This is a genomic window from Paenarthrobacter sp. AB444 (assembly GCF_028736865.1).
Lineage (GTDB): Bacteria > Actinomycetota > Actinomycetes > Actinomycetales > Micrococcaceae > Arthrobacter > Arthrobacter nicotinovorans_B.
In genome coordinates, this window is sequence record NZ_JAQZBY010000002.1 from 286,250 (window position 1) to 307,501 (window position 21,252).

The window sequence follows — 21,252 nt, forward strand, 5'->3', positions numbered from 1 at the left end:
TCCCGTGAGCAAAGGACCCAAACCCACTATCCGGGATGTCGCAACCGCTGCGGGCGTTTCCTTGACCACTGTCTCGTACGTGCTGTCGGGTCGTCACGGTGGGACCACGCGGATCAGTCAGCCGACCCAGGACCGGGTGTTGTCTGCCGTGAAGGAGCTGGGCTACGTGCCCAACCAGGCCGCACGTGGGATGCGCCGGGGCAGAACCGACGTCGTCGCCGTCGCTATCGGAAATTTGGAATGGCCCTGGGACCGGGCGTTGGCTACTACGGCGGCGAACATCCTTCCCGAGCATGGCTATCAGCCGGTGATCCTCTTGGGCGAAGACTGGCGTAGGTTCATGATGTCAGGTGGGGCCGACGGCGTCATTATTGGCTACTTTCCCGAGGCGAAATCGGAGGACGAAACGGTCACCGAGCTGGCCCGCCGCGGTGTCGCCCAGGTGGTCATCTCGGGGACCATGAAACCCAATGGTTTCGACGTTCTGGCTCCCGAACCGGAGGTTGGACTGGCTGAGGGGATGGCCTTCCTGACCGCTTCGCACCGTCGGATTGCGTGCATTCGCAGGGCCGATCCGGAGGGACGGCCTGCGAGCCGGTTCGCTTGCTACGTGCAAGGGCTGGAGGCGGCGGGTATCCCCCTGGATGAGTCCCTTGTCCGGACATCGAAGCACCGCCCCGCCATGGCGTACCAGGCGGCCCTCGAGTTGCTGCAACTTTCGGACCGCCCCACCGCCATCCTCTGCACCGACGACATGGAGGCACTGCAGGCCATCCGGGCCGCCTTCCGCTTGGGGCTTCGCGTGCCCGAGGATGTCCAGATCGTCGGTGTGGGGAATTCCACCGAGGGGCAGGAATACGATCCCGCCCTGACAACAGTGGGACCGGAGCCGATCTTCGAGCAGGTGGTGAGGATGCTGCTGGACCGGCTCGAGGGAATCGCCCCTGCAGAGGGCGTCCGGGTCGCCTCGCCGTGGAAACTGCAGCTGCGCGGAACGACGACGGCGGTCAGCTGACGTGTCCGGACGAGGGAACCGCGACGCTGGTTGAAGCGCAGGTTCTCAGGGTGTCATCGAAACGACCAAAGGCCACGGGCTCAGGGGTGTACTTCTTTAGCGGACGTCTGCAGACCTAGCAGTGCCGCACACGGTAGGGGATCACCTTACAGGCGCCTGTCGACAGCCCTGAGTGTTATGTTCGACAAAGGCACCATCCACCAGCCACAGAACGGGGGAATGATGAATGCAGGACGCTGGGGACTGCTTGTCGTTGGGTCAGTAATCCTGATTATCTCCGTGATTCTCGCTATTCAGGGATCAATCGGTCTCTGGTTCACCGCAGCGGCTATGGCCATCCTGATCTTCGCTACGTTGCGTTCCGGACTCAAAGAAATTCGGCAGTCCCCAGACAGCGATAAGTAGATCCGTTCCACCTCGGCGGGATGTACGAATACCCCGCACGGAGAAATGCACGATGAGGGGAGGCTTACTGCAACCTAGTTCCTTACGTTGGGAACGGTGTCGGACGGCCGGGCAGGCTGGGCGCGCCACCCAAGCGCAGCGAAATCAGCCGCCACAGGTACCTCCGAGAATTTCCAGAGCAAACGACCTCCAGCGACCCGAACGGCACCTAGTCCTTCAGCGGCCTCCGTGCCAACCACGCTGCGACGATCGCACCGGAGATGTTGTGCCACAGTGAGAACACGGCGGACGGCAACGCAGCCAATGCACCGAAGTGCGCAGTGGCCAGGGTCGCAGCGAGTCCCGAGTTCTGCATACCGACCTCGAACGCCAGAGCACGGCGGGCCTTGTCATCCAAACGTCCCAGCTTGCCGGCCAGGTAGCCCAATCCAAGGCCGAAGCCGTTGTGAAGCACAACAGCCAGGAACACGATGCCGCCAGCGGCGACGATCTTGCTGGCGCTGCCAGCCACAACGATGGCCACGATCAAGGAGATGACGACGGCTGAAGCCCAAGGAAGTACCGGAAGCACTTTCGCCACGAGTTTCGAGAGGAACAACCTCGCAAGGAGGCCAGCGATGACGGGCAGCAGCACTGTCTTGACGATGTCCATGACCATGGCCCCGGCGTCGATATTCAGGAACGAGCCCGCCAGGAAGAGCGTCAGTGCGGGCGTCACCAGCGGCGCTATCAGCGTGGAGACGGAAGCGACGGCGACGGACAGGGCCACATCACCCTTGGCCAGGAACGCCATCACGTTGGAGGCCGTGCCGGAAGGGGCGCAACCAACCAGGATCAGGCCCACGGCAAGCTCCGGTGGCAATTGAAGCAACACGGCGATCAGCCATCCGGCGCCGGGCATGATGACATAGTGCGCCACGATTCCCAGAGCTACGGCCCAAGGGCGCCGGGCCACGGAGGCGAAATCCGGAGGGGTCAGGGTGAGACCCATGCAGAACATGATGATGCCCAGCAGGTAAGGAACCGCAACACCCATCGGCTTGAACAGATCCGGGATGAGGAACCCCAGGACGCCGGCCAGAACCACCAGGAGTGGGAAGATCGTGACGGCGATCCGGGCAATCCTGGCTTCGGCGGCGAGGGCAGGATTTGCAGGGGATGTGGTTTCGGACGGGGAATTGGTTGCCTCAAGCATTCATCAATGCTCACACCAGCACTGCGCCTGGAACGACTTCGTTACATCCCACGGAACGTATATGTCAGACATCCGGCGTCCCCGTCAGGAGTTGAGCTTTCCCGCGAGCCGCTCCCGCATGCGGACGCTGGCCTCATTCAAGCCGATGAACTCCACTTCGCGACCGTGGTTCCTGTACTTTTCGGTCACCGAATCCAGCACGGAAACCGAGGAAGCGTCCCAAATATGCGAGCCGTGAAGATCGATGATCACACGATCTATGCCTTCTGAGGAATCTTTCGCGTAGTCGAACTGGGTGTACAGGTCGTTGGAGGAGGCGAAGAAGAGCTCACCATCCACGGTGTATGTCGCCACCGTTTCGTCGTTGAGTTCCAGTTCAGTCCGCTCAACAGTGACAAAGTGCGCCACTCGACGGGCGAACAGCACGCTCGCGGCCAAAACCCCGACGCCGACCCCCACCGCAAGATTGTGCGTTGCGACCACAGCGGCAACAGTCAGGACCATGACGGCTGTCTCGGATTTGGGCAGGCGCTTCAGGGTTGAGGGACGGACGGAGTGCCAGTCAAAAGTAATCAGCGAAACGAAGATCATCACTGCCACCAGCGCGGCCATGGGGATCATTCCCACAACATCGCCCAGCACCACCACCAGGATCAGCAGGAACACGCCGGCCAGGAACGTTGAAAGCCGGCTTCGGGCGCCGGAGCCCTTCACATTGATCATGGTCTGCCCAATCACCGCGCAACCACCCAGGCCGCCAAGGAATCCAGTGACGATGTTGGCGGCGCCCTGGCCCCAAGAGACCCTGGTCTTGTTGGATCGAGTGTCGGTGATGTCATCCACCAGCTTGGCGGTCATGAGCGACTCCAGCAGTCCCACCAGTGCCATCGACAACGCAAAGGGAGCAATGATCTGGAACGTCTCCAAGTTCAAGGGCACGTTCGGCACGAACAAGCCGGGCAGGCTGTCCGGCAGCTCACCCTTGTCGCTGACGGTGGGTACGTCGATGCCACCCAGCCCGGTGACCAGCGTGAGGAGCACGATGGCCACCAACGGTGCTGGAACAGCCTTGGTCACCCGTGGCAGCAGAAAAACGATCGCCAGGCCCACGGCAACAATTGGATAGACCATCCAAGGAACGTTGAAGAGTTCGGGCATCTGGGACATGAACACCAAGATGGCCAGCGCGTTCACGAAACCGATCATCACCGACCGCGGGATGAAGCGCATCAACCGGGTAACCCCCAGGGCGGCGAGGATGATCTGGAAAACGCCCGCGAGGATGATCGTCGCAATCAGGTAGTCGAGCCCGTGCTCCTTCATCACCGGTGCGATCACCAGGGCCACGGCACCCGTTGCTGCCGAAATCATGGCGGGACGGCCGCCCACAAGAGCGGTCACCACCCCCATGGTGAAGGACGCGAACAGGCCGATCCGCGGATCCACCCCCGCGATCACAGAGAACGCTATGGCCTCTGGAATCAAGGCCAGCGCCACCACCAGCCCCGCGAGGGATTCAGTCAACAGGCGGCGGGGCGAACGGAAGGTCGCCCGCAGCGACATGAGTTGCTCAGGTGTCATGGTTGGCGCGGGTGTCATGGGTCCTTACAGTGCAGTCTGGCGGTAACGCTCAATCTGCTTAAGGCGCCGCTGGAGGCTGTCGCGCCGCGGGTGCGGAACGACGTCGGGCGCCTCAGCGGTGAGATCAATGTGTTCGGTTCCGTACTGCCACAGCAGGAGGTCGTCCAGGAGGCGGTCGGGACCGGGGGAGTAGCGGTGGTCGAGGGCCTTGCGGACCTCGGTGATCCGGTTGGCGCTGAGAAGCCCGGCCAGTTCCACGGTCTTGGTCAGTCCGTGGGCGGCAAGGAGTTCGGCGGCCCACCCCCAGTCGTCATCAACTTTACGGTCAACGTGCGGAAGGAGCGTACGCCAGACATCACGGACCCGGTTGGGGGTCAACGGTGAGGCGCCTTCACCTTCCAAATCCCAGTAGCCGCGAACCTCTTCGTACCGTTCGTGGAGATCAGCAAAAGCGCTCTCCACAGTCTCCAACATGGCTGCCGTGGCCGTGAATTGACGGTCGAAATGCGGCGTCCAGGCGCGGGGATCCTCGGCCTTGAAGCGGATGTCATGCTCGATCTCGCTCCAGGCGTGGGCGAATACGGTGCGGATCTGGCACTCGAAGAAGTAGCTGCCGTTGGCCGGCATGTCCGGGTTGAAGACGTGCTGGTACTCCTTGACGGTTTCATTCTGGATGGTGCGCAGGATGAGGTGCCGGCTGGAGTAGCCGTAGGTCCCGGACTCGATGGAACCGATGTCCTTCTCGCGGTCGCCACGGCAATCGAACAGTTGGCGCTGGCGTTTGATGATGTTGGCAACCGCTGCGTTTTCTGCCGGCAGCTTGGTGATGACGCGGATTCCCACCATGTCGTTCAGGGTGCGGAAGGGATCCGGGAACTTGAGCACGCGGGGGCCGCCCGGCTCAATGGGGTCATCCGTGCGGGAAATTTTTTCGCGGAACGACTCAACGGTCTTGGTCCGACCCGTGACAAACAAAGGCGTGACCTCGGCGTCGTTCAACATGTCCCGCAGCGTCAGCAGGACATCGCGCGTGACCCGCTTCAACGCAGGGCGGACACGCTCATAGAGGGCCACATTCGCGTCCACTGCATCCCGCTGAGCCTGGTCCAGACTGTCCCAATTGCTTGCCATGCCCCCAGCTTACGGTGCGGGTGCGACACTGAACCGGGCCAATCGCCGTCGGGGCGCCTCTAGCCAAATCCCGGAACCCTCGCGATAGGCTCAGTACAAAGGAGGGCGCAATGTTGCGGCACAAGTACAGCTACGGCGAACACCCCAGTCAGTGGGGCGAACTCTTCATACCTGAACCGAACAACGGAAACCATCGCGGCGCATCGGCTGTGGCCGGTGGAGTCGCCGTCGTGATCCATGGCGGCTACTGGCGCTCGCAGTACGGCGCTGAGCTCGGCGAGCCGCTGGCGCGGGACCTCGCAGCCCACGGAATCACCGCCTGGAACCTTGAATACCGGAGGGCCGGGAATGGCGGCGGATGGCCGCACACCTTCGAGGACATCCTGGCCGGCATCGACCACCTCTCTGAAATCGCAGGCAACCACGATCTCAAACTCGACAAAGTCGTAGCGCTGGGCCACTCAGCCGGCGGACACTTGGCCGTCTGGGCGGCCGGCCGGCAGCGGCTTTCGGCCATCGGAACGCCCGACGCCGACCGCCAACTCGTGCGGTCGCCCGAGGACAACGCAGTGCACCTGACCGGGGTGGTGAGCCAGTCCGGGCTCCTCAACCTTGCGGCCGCGGAGAAACTGAACCTGAGCAACGGTGCGGTGTGCAACCTCATGGGAGGGGATTCCGCTAGATTCCCCAAACGGCATAAATATGCGGACCCCATGAGCCTGCTGCCGATCGACGTCCCCGTATATGCCGTGCACGCCACAGAAGACGAGGACGTTCCCGCGAGCCAGTCCGAGGCCTTCGTTGCGGCGGCTACGGCGGCGGGAAGTTCGGCCCAGTTGCTGCGGGTCCCGGGCGATCACTTCGACCTCATCGACCCCAAGGCCGTCGCTTACAAGAAGTGCCGGGAATTGGTGCAGCGAATGCTCTCGTAATTGTTGTGCTGCGGCGGTTGTCCTCTGGCAGAGTTGTCCCATGCTGACAGTCATTGGCGAGGCCCTGGTAGACGTTGTTCAACGCTCCTCTGGAATTGAAGCGCACGTTGGCGGTAGCCCGCTCAATGTTGCCGTCGGTTTGGCCAGGCTGGACCACCCGGTTCAGTTCATCGGCCGATACGGCAAGGACGCTTACGGCGACTCCGTGGCGGCGCACCTGCGGTCCAGTTCCGTGATGGTTCCGCTGCCGCCTGACGACAAACCAACCAGCGTGGCCACCGCCCAGATAGACGACGACGGCGCTGCCACTTACGCTTTCGACCTCACCTGGGAACTGCCCGGACTCGCCGGCCGGCTGCCCCTCATGCTGCAGGCTGCCACCTTGCTGCACACCGGCTCCATTGCCACCTTCCTGGAGCCGGGCGCTGCGGAGGTTCTTGCCGCCGTCGAGCATGCCCACCCGAGCAGCACCATCAGCTTTGACCCCAACTGCCGCCCGAGCATCATCACGGACGTTGAGTACGCGCGGACGCAGGCCGAGCGCTTCGTGGCGCTGTCCGACGTCGTCAAGGCGTCCGACGAGGACCTTGAATGGCTGTACCCGGGTGTTGATCCGACGGAATCCGCCCGTCGCTGGTTGTCGCTCGGTGGCGAAGGGGGACCCGCCTTGGTGGTGGTCACGCGTGGTTCGCTCGGCCCGTGGGGCATCACCCGCGCAGGGGAGACCCAGGTCCCGGCTCCCTCAGTGGACGTTGTGGACACCGTGGGCGCGGGGGATTCGTTCATGGCCGGGCTGTTGTCCGCGATCGTGGATCATGGGCTGGATGGCGCACAGAACCGCGAGGAACTGCGCGCCATGCCCGCTGAAACGCTCGCGGCGATCATGGACCACGCCACCCGTGCTGCCGCCATCACCGTCTCACGCGCCGGAGCCAACCCGCCCACGCGGGCCGAGCTCAACCACGGGCCGGCCTAGCCTGCTCCGTGCCCCGGGGCTACTTCTTCGCCTGCCTTGACCGGTCCCGGCGGAGTGCCGTCGCCGAAGGGCCGCCCACCCAGGGATTCGCGTCCGTGAGGCGTCAGCCAGCCTGAAAGATCCGGGCCTGCGGGGACGATCTGCGTGGGATTGATGTCCTCGTGCACGATGTAGTAGTGCTGCTTGATCTGCACGAAGTCGATGGTGTCGCCGAAGCCGGGCGTCTGGAACAGGTCCCGGGCATAGCCCCACAATGCGGGCATTTCGCTGAGTTTGTTGCGGTTGCACTTGAAGTGCCCGTGATAAACGGCGTCGAAGCGGGCCAAGGTGGTGAAAAGGCGGACGTCGGCTTCGGTGATGGAGTCGCCCACTAGGTAGCGCTGCGTTGAAAGCCGTTCCTCGAGCCAATCCAGCGCGTTCCACAGCCGGGTGTAGGCCGCGTCGTAGGCTTCCTGTGATCCTGCGAATCCGCACCTGTACACGCCGTTATTGACTTCGGTAAAGACGCGCTTGTTGACTTGGTCGATCTCCTCGCGAAGGTGTTCCGGATACAGGTCCGGCGCTCCGGGGCGGTGGAACTCTGTCCATTCCGTGGAGAAGTCGAGCGTGATCTGCGGGAAGTTGTTGGTGACTACTTCTCCGCTGGGGATATCGACGATGGCCGGGACGGTAATGCCGCGCGGATAGTCGGGGAAGCGGCGGAAGAACGCTTCCTGGAGACGCTCAATTCCCAGGACAGGGTCCTTGCCGTTGGGATCGAGGTCAAAGGTCCAGGAGCGGGCGTCGTGGGTGGGTCCGGGCTGACCCAGGCTGATGACGTCTTCCAATCCCAGGAGCCGCCGGACGATCACTGTCCGGTTGGCCCATGGGCAGGCGCGGGCAGCGATCAATCTGTACCGTCCGGGCTCCACAGGCCAGCCGGGTTCTCCGTTTGGCCCGGCGGCACCGTCGCGGGTGATCCGGTCTTCGATGTAGTTGGTGTCCCGGTTGAACTCGCCACCTGTGACGTAGGCACCCCGGGTGCTGTGTTCTTCGACTGTGCTGGTCTTCTCACTCATCAACCCAGCCTATGCCCCATTGAGGCGCGTTTACTCAGGAACGATACGGAGGCATGACTTCAATGAGGGTTGCTGCGCGGCTAACTATGGCTGCGGCTGCGGGAATCGCTTGGTCAATGTCGTCCGTTGTGGCGGTAGGGCGGTCGACATCGGGATACTGGGTGTCATTCCGCAACCGTCGCATCCAGTCCCACTTGAATCAACGGGCGTTGTTTGACTGTCCGAATGAATGGATCATCACCTGCAGACCATGCGGCAGCATTCAGTATGCGGATGTTTACTTCACGGCCGATCGCGGATCCTGCTTTCGAAGCCGCGTCATAGATATCGGCGCGTGAAGGATTGCCTACGACAAGTACATCCACGTCGCCCGGAGCGCTTCCGGGCTCGCCTTCCCGGCGCGCTGCCCATGACCCATAGATGAAGGCTTGCTCAATTCCATCGATGCCTGCAAGGAAACGAGGGATGACCGCCGATGGCCCATAGGTAAAGCCCAGTATCTCCCGCAGCGGCTGATAAATGGGGAAGTCAGTGGCGGCGCGGATGTCGAGGGATTGTCCTCGTTTGTAAGCACGAACGAGACCCATCTGCACCATTCTGCTTACTTCACGATGAGCGCTCGCGTACGGGGTCCTGGCTGCCTTGGCCAGTTCGGTCACTGTGAAGCTCTGATCGGGATTTAGCAGGATCTTGGCCAGAATCTCTCCTTGTGCGTCGGAGCGAAACAGGGGTCCTAGAGCGGGTGGCCGTGTATTCACATACGCGATAATAATATCGTGTATGTGGATATACAACAGTCGGCATCCAAGCCCCCCGCACGTTCCCGCCAACGTAGACTGGCATGATGCGGCTCGTAGCAAGCGATATTGACGGCACCATCCTCGGTCATGACGGAAAAATCAGTGACCGGACCATCAAGGCGTTCCAGGCGTGCCGCGAAGCAGGGGTGGAACTCGTCTTCGTCACGGGCCGTCCCCCGCGCTGGCTCTACCCCCTCCAGGAGCAACTGGGACATAGCGGGATCGTCATCTGTTCCAACGGGGCCGTGGTGTGGGATCTCGAAACAGAGAAGGCCCTCTCCTCCTGCGTTCTGGATGCGGAGTCCGTCTTTGAAGCCCGTCGGATCATCAAGTCCATCAGGCCTGATGCGTTGTTCGCTGTCGAAACCCTGAGCGGTTTCCAGCTGGAGCCTGGTTTTATCGAGAACGAAACCAGCGAATTGCTCGCTGAATTCACCCCCAAGCCGTTGGCCGAGACGCTTACAGCGGATGACGCCGTCGTGAAGTTCCTGGCCATTACCCGCAAAGGTACGCCGGACGAGTTCCTTGCCGAGGTGCAGCCGGCTGTTGCGCACCTGGTGTCCACCACGCACTCAGCTCCGAAGACCGCGATGTTGGAGATGTCGGTGCCGGGGATCAACAAGGCTGTCACGCTCGCCAAGTACGCCGAGTCGCTGGGAATCGACGCTGCGGACGTGGTTGCGTTCGGGGACATGCCCAATGACATCGAGATGCTCCGCTGGGCCGGCCACGGTTACGCCATGGCGAGCGGACACCCGGAAGCGATCCTCGCCGCCGGGCAGCAGGCGCCGCACTTCGACGACGACGGCGTGGCCCAGGTTCTCGAAGCGAAACTCACCGAACAGCGGGTCTAGTCGGCGCGGAACCGGGGAATCCAGCAGCGGACCCTTTGGCAGTAGCGTTCGAACTCGGCGCCGAATCGAAGCCTGAGGTCAGCCTCTTCCAGCGGCCTGACCGCGTAATTCCACACGAGTGAGCCGGCCACCGCATAGGCCACCACCAGCCACGAACCCAGCACCAGGCCGACGGCGGCGCCCTGCAGGATGCCGGCCAAGGCCATGGGATTCCGGACCCAGCGGTAGGGGCCGGCAATCACCAGAGTGTTGGCCATCGCTGCCGGCAGGGGAGTCCCGTTCCCTTTGGTGGACATGGCAATGGCCGAGTAAATGCCCAGGGCGCTGGCGAGCAGCAACAGAACGAGCCCGGAAACAAGCGTAGGCAGCGGGAACGGAATGGCCAGGGCCCAGCGGCGTTCCAAGGCGAAAAGGACCAGCGGGATCACACCCAGGAACAGGCCCCAAAAAACGACCAGTTGCAGGAATGTTGTTACTACGTGCCCTGACGTAGGTCGCTGGGCTGCAGGCCGGAACGCGAACGGGCCGCGGAGTACCCACTCTGTAGGTATCCGGCCCAGGAGAACCAAGCAAAGAGCGGCCTCCGAGCACGCGGATGCCGCCACCATCGCAAGGACTCCCCAGCCTGCTTGCGTGGTGATAGTAGCGAAGACAGCCAAGGCCAGGGTGACCAGCCCGGTCCACGCAGTAGCCACCACGGCTGCAGACCGGAAGCCGAAGGCAGCCAGGGCCGACGCCAAAACAAACAAAGGCACATCGAAGATCGCAACAGCCACGGGATCCAGCTGCCCAAGAGTGGCCTCCCGGACAGGCGGCAGGAGGAAAACACCAAGCCACCAGGCAGCACCTGCCAAGGCCTGCGCGGCAAAATAGGCCCTCCCCCAAAGAGCGGCTTTCATGGATGGCGGACACCCTTCCCGGCCAGGATCGCCCGGTACCCTTCCCGGAACGACGGATAGGCAAAGGTGAAACCGGTGGACCTCAGCCGGCTGTTCGAACAGCGTTTGTCGCCTGCACCCCCGTCGGACGCCGGTCCGACGGGAGGCGCCGGCAGCTGTAGCTCGGCCGCGAGGAAGCGCAGGACGTCGCCGTACTCGGCGGGGTCGTCATCGACGCCCAGGTACACGGCCTCGGGCTCTTGCTCCATGGTGGCGAGGTGCACGATCATGGCTGCGGCGTCGTCCCGGTGGATGCGGTTGGTGTGTTTGGACTGTGCAGGAATCGTGGCCTTGCCGCTGCGCACTTGGTCGATCAGGCGGGTGCGGCCGGGGCCGTAGATGCCGCCCAGGCGCACCGAAATGGCGCGGGTGCCGGCAGTCCTGGCGAACAACAAATCCTCGGCTTCCAGAAGGATCCTTCCGCTGAAGCGCGTGGGTTCTGCAGGCGTCGACTCGTCCACGACAGCCCCGCCAGAGTCCCTATATACGGCGGTGGAGGAGACGAACAGGATGCGCCGCGGCCGGATCGACTGCCGCTCCAGGGCATCCAGCACGTTCTTCACCCCGTTCAGGTAGGCCGCACGGTACGCCTCTTCCGTCGAGGCATCAGCGGCGATTGCAATCACCAAGATGTCCACGGCGCCAGGCAATTCCGGGACATGCCCGGAGAGGTCCGCCCGGATGCCGTGGATCTCCGGCGGGAGCTTTTCGGGGGAGCGGCGCAAGCCCACCACATGGTGCCCGGCAGCCGCGAAACGCAGCCCAACTTCGGTTCCGAGGTCGCCGCAGCCGGCAATCAACACAGTCATGCCCCTAGTTTGTCAGCACCACGTGTCACCGAGTTCCCAGCCTCCATACAACCCGCGTTCAACTTGCGGCCGTAGGCTTCCAGCCAAGGCCCGTTCGCATGGCCGATCTGTTCGAGGAATTTGCAGGGGGAATCATGGCTAAGCGTCGGATCAACGACTTCACTACGGCGCCCTTGCAGCGCGTGGAACCCGATCACCACTGGCGATCGCTGCGCCAAGGAGACCGCGTCAACGTCACGCTGACGCCGGGCTTCGAATCGGCCGGCGTGGTGGACGCCGTCACCGGCGATGCCACTGCAGTCTGGGTGGAGCTCGACGGCGGCCGCGGCCGGACGCTGGTCCACGTCAGCGATGGTGTGGCGATCGTTCCGCAGACGACGGCGGCAACCAGGCAGGAGCTCTAGCCGCACCTTTGCGATGGGCTACGCTACGGGAGTGACGCTGCCCTATTTCCTCCGCAAAGACGGTTCGGTGGGACCTTTGGCCTTCGCTCATCGCGGTTTTTCGCGCGAGGGACTGGAGAACTCCATGGCTGCGTTCACTGCTGCCGTGGAATTGGGAACCGTGCACCTGGAAACTGATGTGCATACAACGTCCGATGGCGTCCTGCTGGTCTTCCATGACTCATCGTTGGACCGCGTGACGGACTCGGCGGGGCGGATTTCCGAGCTGAGCGCCGCAGAGGTGGCCCGGTCCAGGATCGGCGGGGCGGAACCCGTGCCCACGTTTGATGAGCTGGTGACGGCATTTCCGGAAGCCCGGCTGAATCTCGACGTCAAGGATTGGAACTCGGTGGGCCCGCTGGCCGCGGCCATCGAAAACCATGGAATCCATGACCGTGTCCTGGTCACCAGCTTCTCGGACAGGCGTCGTCGGGCGGTTTTGGCCAAATTGTCACGCAGGGTGGCATCTTCCGCGGGCAGCTCATTGACTGCCCTCTTCGTCCTCCTGGGCCCCGCGCTGCAGGTGCGGTTGGCACGCAAGCTGCTTGCCGGCGTCGACGTTTTCCAAGTCCCTGTCCGCTACGGCCGTTTGCCGGTGGTGACTGCCGGGTTCATCCGGCGTGCACATCGGCTTGGGAGGCAGGTGCACGTGTGGACCATCAACGATCCCGCCGAGATGGAACGGCTTCTTGACCTGGGCGTGGACGGTATTGTCTCGGACCGGCTGGATCTGCTCAAGGAAGTGCTGGTTCGTCGAGGCAAGTGGGTCTGACATCCCCGCGACTTGGCATTTAATGACAGTCCCGGGCTCAGGCATTGTCATTAAATGCCAACTCGGCGGGGCTTAGCCGCGTTCGATGGCGGCCTGGCGCTGTTGGACGGCCCGGATCCTTTCGAGGTCCAACTTGTCGCTGCGGTCGAAGTTGAAGATGCCGTTCTTCTCCTGGAAGACGTCCGTCAGCTGCGTATAGCAGTAGCCGAACATGTCCGGGTTATCCAGCAGGACGTTGCACAGGCCCTCGAACCGCTCATAGAACTCTTCCTCGGTGGCCACCCGCTGGCCGTAGCCCCAGGAGCTTTCGACGTCGGTGCCCGCGGCTTCCGCTGCCTGCCTGGCCTCGGCCTCGTTCCACCAGATCCCGCCGAACTCCGAGACGAAGAAGGGCTGGCCGTTGTAGGGGACGGAGTAGTCCACGCCATCGTGTGCGCGGTTGAGGAACGGTTTGCCTTCGGCGAGGCCTTCCTGTTCCAGCCGGAACTTGTCAGGGTCCTGCTCGTAGGAGTGAGAATCGTAAATGTCCGTTTCCCTGACCCTGTGCGAGTAGCCCGAAGCGTCGATCACGGGACGCGTGGGATCGGCGAGCTTGGTGGCAAGGAACATGGCCTGGGTGACGTCGTCCAGGACGGTGATCCTGTCGTGGAGGTGCTGGTGGGTCTCGTTGAGCGGGCACCAGCCGATGATGCTGGGGTGGTTGTAGTCGCGCTGGAGGACTTCCAGCCATTGAGCGACGAAGCTGGCGGTGGGCTTCTGGTTATGACCGATAGTGCCGCCGCCGGAGACACCCCAGTCCCCGAACTCGCCCCATACGAGGTAGCCGAGGCGGTCTGCATGGAACAGGAAGCGCTCCTCGAAGACTTTCTGGTGCAGCCGGGCGCCGTTGAAGCCGGCAGCCATGGACAGCTCGATGTCTTTGACCAGGGCGGAGTCGTCCGGGGAAGTCATGAGCGATTCCGGCCAGTAACCCTGGTCGAGGACCAGCCGCTGGAAGACGGCTTTGCCGTTGATGCGGACAACTTTGCCGTCCAGAGCCACTGAGCGGATCGCGGCGTAGCTGCTGACCTTGTCCACAGTGTCACCGGTGGCGTCTTTGATGGCCACGTCCAGGTCGTACAGGAACGGGTCCTCGGGAGACCAGGGCCGGAGTTGCTCCGCTGGTATTGCCAAACGGAGTGACGGGGCCAGATCGAGGTCAGCACGCCCTTGGGCCTCGGCCACTATGTCTGTTCCGGCGCGAAGGGTTGCGGCCACTGTGTGGCCTTGGTGGTTGCGGGACAGCGGAATCTCGATGGTCAGGCTGGAATCAGCCAAGTTGGGAGTCACACGGAGGCGCTTGATGTGGACTTCGGGGACTGCTTCCAGCCACACTGTCTGCCAGATCCCGGTGGTACGCGTGTACTGGCAATGGGTGTTGTTGTACCAGGTGGCCTGCTTGCCACGGGCCTGCATGTCGTGCCGGGAGTCGCGGGCCCGCACCACTATGACTGCATCCGTTCCGGGTTCGGCGACGTCGCTGAAATCTGCGGTGAACGGCGTGAAGCCGCCCCGGTGCCGAGCGACTTCGACGCCGTTGACCCAGACCGTGGCGTCGTGGTCCACGGCGCCGAAATGCAGGAGGACTTTGAGGCCTGCCCACTCTTGGGGAATGGTCACCGTTCGGCGGTACCAAACGGCTTCCATGAAGTCCACGTGCTCGACGCCCGAGAGGGTCGATTCGGGGGCGAACGGAACCAGGATTTCGCTGTTGAGTCCGCGATGGGTGAGTCCCCGCTCCAGACCTGAGTCTCCGGCGTCGATCTCGAAATCCCAGGTGCCGTTCAGGTTGAGCCAGGTGTCGCGGACAAGTTGCGGGCGGGGGTGTTCGGGCTTGGGGATCGGTGAAGCGGTCAAGGTGTCTCCTTCGGCACGGGAACGGTATGTTCTTTACAACGTTAGAATCTTTCGCTTCCCGATGCGATAGCTGAGCGGAATTCACTCCGTCAAAGATGCCTGACGTGAGAGGCTGGACCTACGCGTCCAGCATGCGAGCTGAGGAGATTCCCGTGACCGAGTACCGTTTGGCCATTCTTGACGATTACCAGCAGGTTTCCAGCGACTATGCGCCCTGGGAGTCACTGCTCGACGACGGCGTAAAGGTCACCGTCTTCAGCGCACCTTTCGTCTCGGAGGAGCAGGCTGTGGCCGCCTTGGCGCCGTTCGACATCATCGTCGCGATGCGCGAGCGAACCCGTTTTCCGCAAAGCGTCCTCGATGCGTTGCCGGACCTGAAGCTGCTGGTAACCACCGGCATGGCCAACGCGGCAATCGATCTTGAGGCGGCCTCCGAGCGGGGAATCGTGGTGTGCGGGACAGGTGGATCGCCCGCCGCGGCACCGGAACTGACCTGGGCCTTGCTGCTGGCTTTCGCGCGGAATCTGCCTGTGGAGGAGAACTCGCTGCGCGCGGGGGAGTGGCAGACCGGCGTCGGATTCGAACTTGAAGGCAAGACGCTCGGAATCGTTGGCCTCGGCAAGATCGGCAAACGCATCGCCGGCTACGCCGCAGCATTCGGCATGGACGTGCTGGCTTGGAGCCAAAACCTCACCGCCGACGTTGCCGAAGCCGCGGGTGCCCGGTTGGTCAGCAAAGAGGAGCTGTTCAGCGAGTCGGACATCGTGACGCTTCATCTCAGGCTGTCCGAACGCACCGAGGGAATCGTGGGCCCTGAGGAGCTGAGGCTGCTCGGTCCGGACGGGCTGCTGGTCAACACTGCCCGTGGACCCTTGGTCGATGAGGCCGCCCTCATCCGCGCACTGGAGGAAGGCTGGATCCGTGGTGCCGCCCTGGATGTCTTCGAGGAAGAGCCCCTCCCTGCCGGGCATGCGCTGCTGCATGCTCCGCGGACAGTGCTCACGCCGCACGTGGGATACGTGACGCACGAAAGCTACCGGAAGTTCTACGGAGAAGCCTTCGAGGACGTCAAGGCGTGGCTTGCTGGAGAGCCTGTCCGCGTTCTTGGCGGGTAATACTGCGGTGATTCTGACGGTTGGCAAGCGCTTTCCCGTCAAAACTGGCAAGATGGATCCATGCGTATCCTCATCGCCCCGGACAAGTTCAAGGGATCCCTGACCGCCAGCGAAGCCGCCTCAGCCATGGCCGAAGGCGCACTCCGCGTCTATCCGGATGCCGTGACCACGCAGTTCCCTGTTGCCGACGGCGGGGAAGGCACGTTGGATGCAGCAATTTCTGCGGGCTACGAGGAGCGGAACAATGCCGTCGTCGGGCCCATCCTGAAACCGGTGGGCGCGTCGTGGGCCATCCGTAAGGACTCTTTCGGCGGAGCGACGGCCGTCATCGAAACGGCCATGGCTTCCGGGCTGGCTCACATGGAACCAACTCCGGAGAACTCTCTCCGCGCCCACAGCTACGGATGTGGCCAGCTCATCGCCGCGGCCCTGGAGGCCGGTGCCACCGAGATCGTGTTGGGCGTGGGTGGTTCCGCAATGTCCGACGGCGGCAGCGGGGCCTTGCGCGCACTGGGACTCAAGCCCCTTGATTCGGCCGGGAACGTGGTGCCGCTCGGCGGAGGTTCCCTTGGCGACGTCGTGGCTTTGGACGTTTCCGAGCTGGATCCGCGGCTGTCGGCCGTGAAGTTCCGCATCGCCGTCGACGTCCAAAACCCGCTGTACGGCGCTGATGGCGCGGCGCACGTTTTCGGTCCGCAGAAGGGCGCGGACGCTGACGCCGTCGAAAAGCTCGACGCCGGTCTCCGCAACTGGGCATCGCTCCTTCGGGAAGCGAGCGGCCATGACGTCAACGTTCCGGGTGCTGGAGCAGCGGGCGGGTTCCCGGCGTCGTTCCTTGCCTTCACTGACGCAGAGCTGGAAGGCGGCTTCGCGCTTGTGGCGGGACTGACAGGGCTCGCTTCCCATTTGAGCGAGGCAGATTTGGTGATCACCGGCGAGGGGTCGATGGATGAGCAGTCGCTCACCGGGAAGGCCCCCATCGCATTGGCCGACGCCGCGAGCGTTCACGGCATTCCCGTGGTCGCGGTGGCCGGGCGCATCACCGTAACCCCGGAAGAGCTGGCGAAGCACGGGATCGTGGCCGCGGCGCAGTTGCTGGATGTCGCGCAGCGCAAGAATGGCGTCCCGGATGTGGCTGACGCCGTAGCCAACGCCGCCAAGTACCTGGCGTGGGCTACCAGCCAGGTACTTGAGGGCGCGTAGCCACTCGCTGTTGGGCTACTGCCTGTAGCCCTCGACTTCGCTGATGGGGCGGGCCTCGGCGTCATCGGGGTTTTCTCCGGCGTCTTTCTTGGCCCTCCGCTGGCGGAGAAGGTCCCAGCACTGGTCCAGCTGCGCTTCAAGGTGGGCCAGTCGCGCACGGTTGTCGCTGTTGTCCCCCATGCTTTCGTCATCGGAAGGCGCGTCACGGAGCCGGTGTTCCTCCTCCACGAGTGCCTGGATTCGTTCCAGAAGATCCTGTTCGTCCATGGTCTCTCTCCTTGGGTTGGGCGTCGGGGCGTTATATGAAACCTAGTCTTGCCGATGGGGTGCGTCTACTGGCGCCTGACGGCATACTTGGGGCATGGAGTTCACAACCACCATCGTGGGCGATGGCAACAAGGCCGGCATCGAAGTTCCGTCGCACGTTGTGGACGCCCTCGGGGCGGGGAAAAAGCCGCCGGTGGTGGTGACCATCAACGATCGCAGCTATCGGAGCAGCATCGCGGTGATGGGTGGGAAGTACATGGTGGGTGTCAGCGCGGCGAACCGCGAGCTCACCGGCGTTGCCGCGGGGGACACTGTGCAGGTGGGTCTCGAGGTTGATACCCAGCCGCGCGTCGTGGAGGTTCCGGCTGATCTTGCCGCGGCCCTGGATGCTGAACCGGACGCGAAAGCCTTCTACGGGACCCTCAATTACAGTGCCCAGCGGCGCTACGTGGAGCCGATTGGCGATGCTAAGACCGAGGAAACCCGCGCGAGACGTATCGCGAAGGTTGTTTCTGACCTGAAGGCAGGGAAAAAGTAGCATTTCAGGCGGGGCCGTTGGCACGGGCGATGGCCACCGCTTCCTCAATGCCCCGGGTCCAGGGTTCGCCGTGGCCGGGAAGAACCAAGGTCGCTCCGGTTTGCGCGAGCTGCTTCAGCGACGCCAGGTTCAGTGCGCTGTCCGCCGTTGCTGCCCCTGCGACAATTCGCGGCCCTGTTCGCTGCGTGTACGGGTCCAGGGTGACGAGGGCGTCACCGCTGAAAAGAATGCCGCGCTCCCGGAGGAAGAGTCCGCAATGTCCGCTGGTGTGGCCGGGGGAGAAGACGATCTCGGGGCTGCCCGGCACGGGAAGAGCGCCGGTTCCGGGAAAGTGGCGGACTTCCTCGACGCCTTTGACCTTGAGGGCTCCCGCGCGCGTCATGCTGGCCAGAACCGGGAGTCCGCTCGGATGGGTCAGCGCGAAGACGAATCGCGAGCGTTCATGCCGGTAGCGGTAGGGATGCCTGGCTATGTAGGAGTCTTCGGTGTGGATCCAGACAGGAATCCCGAGCTCCTGGTGCAGGCGCCTGGCGAGGCCCAAATGGTCAAAATGGCCGTGCGTCAGTACCAAGGCCCTGATGTCCTCCAGCGAATGACCGAGGGCCTTAAGCGAATCTTTCAGGGGTCCCCACATCGCGGGCAGCCCGGAGTCAATCAGCGTCAATCCATCGCGGCCCTCCACTATGTAGAAGTTCACGTAGGCGTCGGAGAACCTGTAAACGCCGTCAGCCACCTCGGTCATTGCCATGGTTGTTTCCCATCCTGTTTGGATCAGTTGAGGGACACTGCCACGACTACCATAAGCATGCTTAGTATTTGGCACAAGGAGTGTACGGTGGACGGCCGGAACGTGGGTGAGGGGAAACGTTCCGAAGAAAATGACGTGGACCACGACACGTTCTGGGTGCTCGCCCCACTACTAAGTAGTGACAGGTTGCCGAGCGCACTCCGGATGCAGAACAGCAGCCACGGCCTACGAGGTGTTGAGACCCCCTCCTCGGCCGGTCACGGCGCAACAAACCCGGGCGGGCTTTATTGACCGCCTGGAGGTGCGCTCGTCCGCTTGCCCGAGCGGACAGTGTGGCCGGCCCGAAAGCAGACCCCCCTCGAGCCGGCCACACGCACATCCGGTACACGTCGGGCCGCCGCTGGAGCAGTGCAAACTTAGGCGTGTCCGCCAGCTGGGCCGGCCACCCGGCGTCGTGCGTCTTCGCGGGAATCAACCATCTGAGCGCCGGTGAGCACGGCCGACAGTCCCCGCGTTTTGGTCAGCGGGACGGCCACAAATGCAGCCAGGAGCAGCAGTGCGGTAAACGGGCCGAAGGCCGTCGCCGGCAACAGTGCGCCGAGGAACGACAACACCACATAGAGTCCGCCCGTGGCACTTGCCCGGAGCAATGGCCGACGGCGGGAAGCCGGCCATTGCGGTTGCAGCCACACCGCGCGCTGGCCGAGTGAGGCCCCCGAGCCGGCGAGGGCAGGCAGGTAGAAGACCAGGAGGCCGGGAATGAGGTGCATGAGGACCAGGGAGATGGGGTCATTTGCTCCGGGGAGGTCGGCCCAAAGCGTGAGTAGTCCGATCCTGTAGGTGACGACCAATCCGAACCCGAGGAACGTCACTGCTGCGTAGTCGATGATCATTCCCAGCCAGCGCCGCCAGACGGTGACGGGGCGGCTCTGGCCCCGGGCTGCCAGGAGCTCGCGGCGCTGGGGCATGAACCAGAGCACCAAGGGCGCGATAACGGCGCCGATCAGGGCACCAAGGGTGTTGGTGATGAAGTCGTCGACGTCAGCCAGGCGGTAGGCGCAGTCGTAGATGCCCCACAGCCCGGTGAATTGTGTGGCTTCAATGAGTGCCGACACGAGTGCGCCGGTGATGGTGGAGACGGCGATGTTCCAGGAGAAGTACCGCCGCGCTATGACGCCCCACGGGATGAACAGCACCACATTGAAGACAACCTGGAGCGTCGCACGGCTGGTCAGGGTTCCGGTGATCCCCAAGCCGGATGTTTCGCGCTGGATGTCGTCCACGAATTGGAACGGGACGGCTTGGAAGGCGCTGCCGCCGGGACCGCACTTCAAGAGGGTGGGGTCGGGCAGGGGCAGCAAGGTGTACGCGACCAGGGCGACGCCGTAAATGCTCAGTCCTGCGGCCCCCAGGAAGCGCCGCCACGTGAACCGGCCATACATTCTGTATTGGACTGCGACGATCGGCACCATGAAGACGCCAAAGAGCAGCACCCCTCCCAGCACACCCATGTATGCCGGCCACACCCATTCCCCCATGACTTCCTTTCACCCGGTGCCTTAATGGTTTCAGGGCTACGGGTGAAAATCCTCCGTCCGCGTGGTGATGTTGCTCGCGGCTGGCTCATGCCTGGGGTGGAGGGTGTGGCTGCTTAGTCCTTGCGGGGGCTGTAGGTGCTGACGACGTTGCCCTTGCTGGTGGCGTACTGGTCCTCCAGGACCAGCCGGTTCAGGGGGTCCCCGTCCTCGAAGAGCCGCCGACCTGTCCCGGCGATCACGGGGTGGGTCATCAAGGTCAGCTCATCCAGAATGCCTGCGAACAGTAGTTGGCGTACCAGGGAGATGCTGCCGCATACGGCGATCTCGCCGCCGTCGCGGTTCTTGAGATCGGTGATGAAGTCCTCCAACGGACCGTTGATGAGGTGGGAGTTTTGCCACTCCAGCGGCTCGGACAACGTGCGGGAGGCGACGAACTTCTCCACAGGGTTGATGAAGGCGGCGAACTCATCGTCCTGGGTTGCGTTCGGCCAGTAGCTGGCCCACTCCTGGTAGCTGACCCGGCCCAGCACCACGGTATCCACGGTGTTGATCATCTTGTTCAGGCCCTTGCCCAGGTCCTCGTCGAAGCTGTCGAACTGGAACTTGAACGGGTCCTGGACCACGCCATCCACGGAGTGGAACAGGCCGGCGGTTACCTTGCGCATAGCTTCTCCTTCCAGGTCGCTCTCGTTTAGGCCGCAGCCGTTGCCAGGCGACGACGGGACGGCAGTTCAGTGACGTTGCTCAATTCAGTGTTCAAGCGGACAGGAACTTCGAAGAGCTCAGCGTAGACCTGAAGTTCGCCGAGGGCGTCGGTATCAACGATGGCTTCGGAGAGGTCCATTTCGACGTTCAGGCCGCCGCCAAGGCTCTTGGTTCGCTGCACCACCGGGTAGAGGCCCTGCACGCTCGCGGTAGTGACGTGACCGGTTGCGGCTATCTGGATCTGTTCGCCATCAACGTCGACTCGAACAACTACGGAGAGCTTCTCGCTGGTCAATGTGCTGCCTTTCATCAGGTTGCTGCCACGCTGCAGCG

The 21,252-nt window shown here is 63.2% G+C and carries 22 protein-coding genes; 9 read left to right on the forward strand and 13 right to left on the reverse strand.

The annotated features are described in order from the left end of the window. The first annotated feature begins 4 nt into the window (after positions 1–4). Complete coding sequence (locus tag PQ627_RS04735; RefSeq protein WP_274258852.1) at positions 5–1,015, forward strand: LacI family DNA-binding transcriptional regulator; 1,011 nt, start codon at positions 5–7, stop codon at positions 1,013–1,015. Between the two features lie 613 nt (positions 1,016–1,628). Here the strand turns inward: PQ627_RS04735 and PQ627_RS04740 are convergent. The 3 genes from PQ627_RS04740 to PQ627_RS04750 all read right to left on the reverse strand — a co-directional run bounded on the left by PQ627_RS04740 (position 1,629) and on the right by PQ627_RS04750 (position 5,327). Next, positions 1,629–2,615, reverse strand: a complete 987-nt coding sequence (locus PQ627_RS04740) for a bile acid:sodium symporter family protein (RefSeq protein ID WP_274258853.1) — start codon at positions 2,613–2,615, stop codon at positions 1,629–1,631. A gap of 84 nt (positions 2,616–2,699) precedes the next feature. Continuing rightward, the gene (locus PQ627_RS04745; RefSeq protein ID WP_274259004.1) at positions 2,700–4,196 is read right to left on the reverse strand and encodes a SulP family inorganic anion transporter; all 1,497 of its coding nucleotides are present in this window, start codon (positions 4,194–4,196) and stop codon (positions 2,700–2,702) included. 24 nt (positions 4,197–4,220) lie between these two features. Next, the gene (locus PQ627_RS04750; RefSeq protein WP_144660097.1) at positions 4,221–5,327 is read right to left on the reverse strand and encodes a GTP pyrophosphokinase; all 1,107 of its coding nucleotides are present in this window, start codon (positions 5,325–5,327) and stop codon (positions 4,221–4,223) included. A gap of 110 nt (positions 5,328–5,437) precedes the next feature. Between PQ627_RS04750 and PQ627_RS04755 the strand changes: the two genes are divergently transcribed. Then, on the forward strand, positions 5,438–6,259 hold the full coding sequence (locus PQ627_RS04755) for an alpha/beta hydrolase fold domain-containing protein (protein ID WP_274258856.1): 822 nt from the start codon (positions 5,438–5,440) through the stop codon (positions 6,257–6,259). Positions 6,260–6,299: 40 nt separating this feature from the next. Beyond that, positions 6,300–7,235 (forward strand): carbohydrate kinase family protein, encoded by a 936-nt coding sequence (locus tag PQ627_RS04760; protein ID WP_274258858.1) that lies wholly within the window; start codon positions 6,300–6,302, stop codon positions 7,233–7,235. Here PQ627_RS04760 and PQ627_RS04765 read toward each other — a convergent pair. Together PQ627_RS04765 and PQ627_RS04770 are read right to left on the reverse strand one after the other, a co-directional pair. Further along, the gene (locus tag PQ627_RS04765) at positions 7,232–8,293 is read right to left on the reverse strand and encodes a glutathione S-transferase family protein (protein WP_274258860.1); all 1,062 of its coding nucleotides are present in this window, start codon (positions 8,291–8,293) and stop codon (positions 7,232–7,234) included. The genes PQ627_RS04760 and PQ627_RS04765 overlap by 4 nt on opposite strands. Positions 8,294–8,457: 164 nt before the next feature. Next, positions 8,458–9,051 carry a hypothetical protein gene (locus PQ627_RS04770; RefSeq protein ID WP_274258862.1) on the reverse strand — a complete coding sequence of 198 codons (594 nt, stop codon included), beginning with the start codon at positions 9,049–9,051 and terminating at the stop codon, positions 8,458–8,460. An 86-nt stretch (positions 9,052–9,137) separates the two neighbouring features. On the opposite strand from PQ627_RS04770, the gene PQ627_RS04775 reads away from it, so the two are divergent. Continuing rightward, complete coding sequence (locus tag PQ627_RS04775; protein ID WP_274258863.1) at positions 9,138–9,947, forward strand: HAD family hydrolase; 810 nt, start codon at positions 9,138–9,140, stop codon at positions 9,945–9,947. On the opposite strand, the gene PQ627_RS04780 is transcribed toward PQ627_RS04775, so the two are convergent. Continuing rightward, on the reverse strand, positions 9,944–10,846 hold the full coding sequence (locus PQ627_RS04780) for a methyltransferase family protein (protein WP_274258865.1): 903 nt from the start codon (positions 10,844–10,846) through the stop codon (positions 9,944–9,946). The genes PQ627_RS04775 and PQ627_RS04780 overlap by 4 nt on opposite strands. Further along, positions 10,843–11,694, reverse strand: a complete 852-nt coding sequence (locus tag PQ627_RS04785; protein WP_274258867.1) for an SDR family oxidoreductase — start codon at positions 11,692–11,694, stop codon at positions 10,843–10,845. Before PQ627_RS04785 ends, PQ627_RS04780 begins: the two co-directional genes overlap by 4 nt. Before the next feature lie 134 nt (positions 11,695–11,828). Here PQ627_RS04785 and PQ627_RS04790 point away from each other — a divergent pair, with 134 nt between their 5' ends. Then, positions 11,829–12,098 carry a hypothetical protein gene (locus tag PQ627_RS04790; protein ID WP_274259005.1) on the forward strand — a complete coding sequence of 90 codons (270 nt, stop codon included), beginning with the start codon at positions 11,829–11,831 and terminating at the stop codon, positions 12,096–12,098. Between the two features lie 13 nt (positions 12,099–12,111). Next, positions 12,112–12,909 carry a glycerophosphodiester phosphodiesterase gene (locus PQ627_RS04795; protein ID WP_274258869.1) on the forward strand — a complete coding sequence of 266 codons (798 nt, stop codon included), beginning with the start codon at positions 12,112–12,114 and terminating at the stop codon, positions 12,907–12,909. Positions 12,910–12,981: 72 nt separating this feature from the next. Here PQ627_RS04795 and PQ627_RS04800 read toward each other — a convergent pair whose 3' ends face one another. Then, positions 12,982–14,805: a glycoside hydrolase family 2 protein gene (locus PQ627_RS04800; RefSeq protein ID WP_274258871.1), complete on the reverse strand. Its 1,824-nt coding sequence runs from the start codon at positions 14,803–14,805 to the stop codon at positions 12,982–12,984. 152 nt (positions 14,806–14,957) lie between these two features. Here PQ627_RS04800 and PQ627_RS04805 point away from each other — a divergent pair, with 152 nt between their 5' ends. Both PQ627_RS04805 and PQ627_RS04810 read left to right on the forward strand, forming a co-directional pair. Continuing rightward, positions 14,958–15,920, forward strand: coding sequence for a D-2-hydroxyacid dehydrogenase family protein (locus PQ627_RS04805; RefSeq protein WP_274258873.1), 963 nt, complete (start codon positions 14,958–14,960; stop codon positions 15,918–15,920). Positions 15,921–15,980: 60 nt separating this feature from the next. Then, complete coding sequence (locus tag PQ627_RS04810; protein ID WP_274258876.1) at positions 15,981–17,123, forward strand: glycerate kinase; 1,143 nt, start codon at positions 15,981–15,983, stop codon at positions 17,121–17,123. Between the two features lie 15 nt (positions 17,124–17,138). On the opposite strand, the gene PQ627_RS04815 is transcribed toward PQ627_RS04810, so the two are convergent. Next, positions 17,139–17,390 carry a DUF2630 family protein gene (locus PQ627_RS04815; protein WP_144660075.1) on the reverse strand — a complete coding sequence of 84 codons (252 nt, stop codon included), beginning with the start codon at positions 17,388–17,390 and terminating at the stop codon, positions 17,139–17,141. Between the two features lie 94 nt (positions 17,391–17,484). On the opposite strand from PQ627_RS04815, the gene PQ627_RS04820 reads away from it, so the two are divergent. Further along, on the forward strand, positions 17,485–17,928 hold the full coding sequence (locus tag PQ627_RS04820) for a YdeI/OmpD-associated family protein (protein WP_144660074.1): 444 nt from the start codon (positions 17,485–17,487) through the stop codon (positions 17,926–17,928). Positions 17,929–17,932: 4 nt separating this feature from the next. On the opposite strand, the gene PQ627_RS04825 is transcribed toward PQ627_RS04820, so the two are convergent. The 4 genes from PQ627_RS04825 to PQ627_RS04840 all read right to left on the reverse strand — a co-directional run bounded on the left by PQ627_RS04825 (position 17,933) and on the right by PQ627_RS04840 (position 21,229). After that, a complete protein-coding gene (locus tag PQ627_RS04825; RefSeq protein ID WP_274258879.1) occupies positions 17,933–18,676 on the reverse strand; it encodes an MBL fold metallo-hydrolase in 744 nt (247 codons plus the stop codon). A 416-nt stretch (positions 18,677–19,092) separates the two neighbouring features. Then, positions 19,093–20,214 carry a VanZ family protein gene (locus PQ627_RS04830; protein WP_274258882.1) on the reverse strand — a complete coding sequence of 374 codons (1,122 nt, stop codon included), beginning with the start codon at positions 20,212–20,214 and terminating at the stop codon, positions 19,093–19,095. A gap of 113 nt (positions 20,215–20,327) precedes the next feature. Next, on the reverse strand, positions 20,328–20,879 hold the full coding sequence (locus PQ627_RS04835; protein WP_274258884.1) for a dihydrofolate reductase family protein: 552 nt from the start codon (positions 20,877–20,879) through the stop codon (positions 20,328–20,330). Positions 20,880–20,905: 26 nt separating this feature from the next. Continuing rightward, positions 20,906–21,229: a hypothetical protein gene (locus PQ627_RS04840; protein ID WP_144660070.1), complete on the reverse strand. Its 324-nt coding sequence runs from the start codon at positions 21,227–21,229 to the stop codon at positions 20,906–20,908. Positions 21,230–21,252 lie beyond the last annotated feature (23 nt).

Excerpts from the sequence above, each read along its gene's own strand:
- PQ627_RS04740 (WP_274258853.1), bottom strand. The coding sequence starts at position 2,615 with ATGCTTGAGGCAACCAATTCCCCGTCCGAAACCACATCCCCTGCAAAT.
- PQ627_RS04745 (WP_274259004.1), bottom strand. The coding sequence starts at position 4,196 with ATGACACCTGAGCAACTCATGTCGCTGCGGGCGACCTTCCGTTCGCCC.
- PQ627_RS04750 (WP_144660097.1), bottom strand. The coding sequence starts at position 5,327 with ATGGCAAGCAATTGGGACAGTCTGGACCAGGCTCAGCGGGATGCAGTG.
- PQ627_RS04755 (WP_274258856.1), top strand. The coding sequence starts at position 5,438 with ATGTTGCGGCACAAGTACAGCTACGGCGAACACCCCAGTCAGTGGGGC.
- PQ627_RS04760 (WP_274258858.1), top strand. The coding sequence starts at position 6,300 with ATGCTGACAGTCATTGGCGAGGCCCTGGTAGACGTTGTTCAACGCTCC.
- PQ627_RS04765 (WP_274258860.1), bottom strand. The coding sequence starts at position 8,293 with ATGAGTGAGAAGACCAGCACAGTCGAAGAACACAGCACCCGGGGTGCC.
- PQ627_RS04775 (WP_274258863.1), top strand. The coding sequence starts at position 9,138 with ATGCGGCTCGTAGCAAGCGATATTGACGGCACCATCCTCGGTCATGAC.
- PQ627_RS04780 (WP_274258865.1), bottom strand. The coding sequence starts at position 10,846 with ATGAAAGCCGCTCTTTGGGGGAGGGCCTATTTTGCCGCGCAGGCCTTG.
- PQ627_RS04785 (WP_274258867.1), bottom strand. The coding sequence starts at position 11,694 with ATGACTGTGTTGATTGCCGGCTGCGGCGACCTCGGAACCGAAGTTGGG.
- PQ627_RS04790 (WP_274259005.1), top strand. The coding sequence starts at position 11,829 with ATGGCTAAGCGTCGGATCAACGACTTCACTACGGCGCCCTTGCAGCGC.
- PQ627_RS04795 (WP_274258869.1), top strand. The coding sequence starts at position 12,112 with ATGGGCTACGCTACGGGAGTGACGCTGCCCTATTTCCTCCGCAAAGAC.
- PQ627_RS04810 (WP_274258876.1), top strand. The coding sequence starts at position 15,981 with ATGCGTATCCTCATCGCCCCGGACAAGTTCAAGGGATCCCTGACCGCC.
- PQ627_RS04815 (WP_144660075.1), bottom strand. The coding sequence starts at position 17,390 with ATGGACGAACAGGATCTTCTGGAACGAATCCAGGCACTCGTGGAGGAG.
- PQ627_RS04820 (WP_144660074.1), top strand. The coding sequence starts at position 17,485 with ATGGAGTTCACAACCACCATCGTGGGCGATGGCAACAAGGCCGGCATC.
- PQ627_RS04825 (WP_274258879.1), bottom strand. The coding sequence starts at position 18,676 with ATGGCAATGACCGAGGTGGCTGACGGCGTTTACAGGTTCTCCGACGCC.
- PQ627_RS04830 (WP_274258882.1), bottom strand. The coding sequence starts at position 20,214 with ATGGGGGAATGGGTGTGGCCGGCATACATGGGTGTGCTGGGAGGGGTG.
- PQ627_RS04835 (WP_274258884.1), bottom strand. The coding sequence starts at position 20,879 with ATGCGCAAGGTAACCGCCGGCCTGTTCCACTCCGTGGATGGCGTGGTC.
- PQ627_RS04840 (WP_144660070.1), bottom strand. The coding sequence starts at position 21,229 with ATGAAAGGCAGCACATTGACCAGCGAGAAGCTCTCCGTAGTTGTTCGA.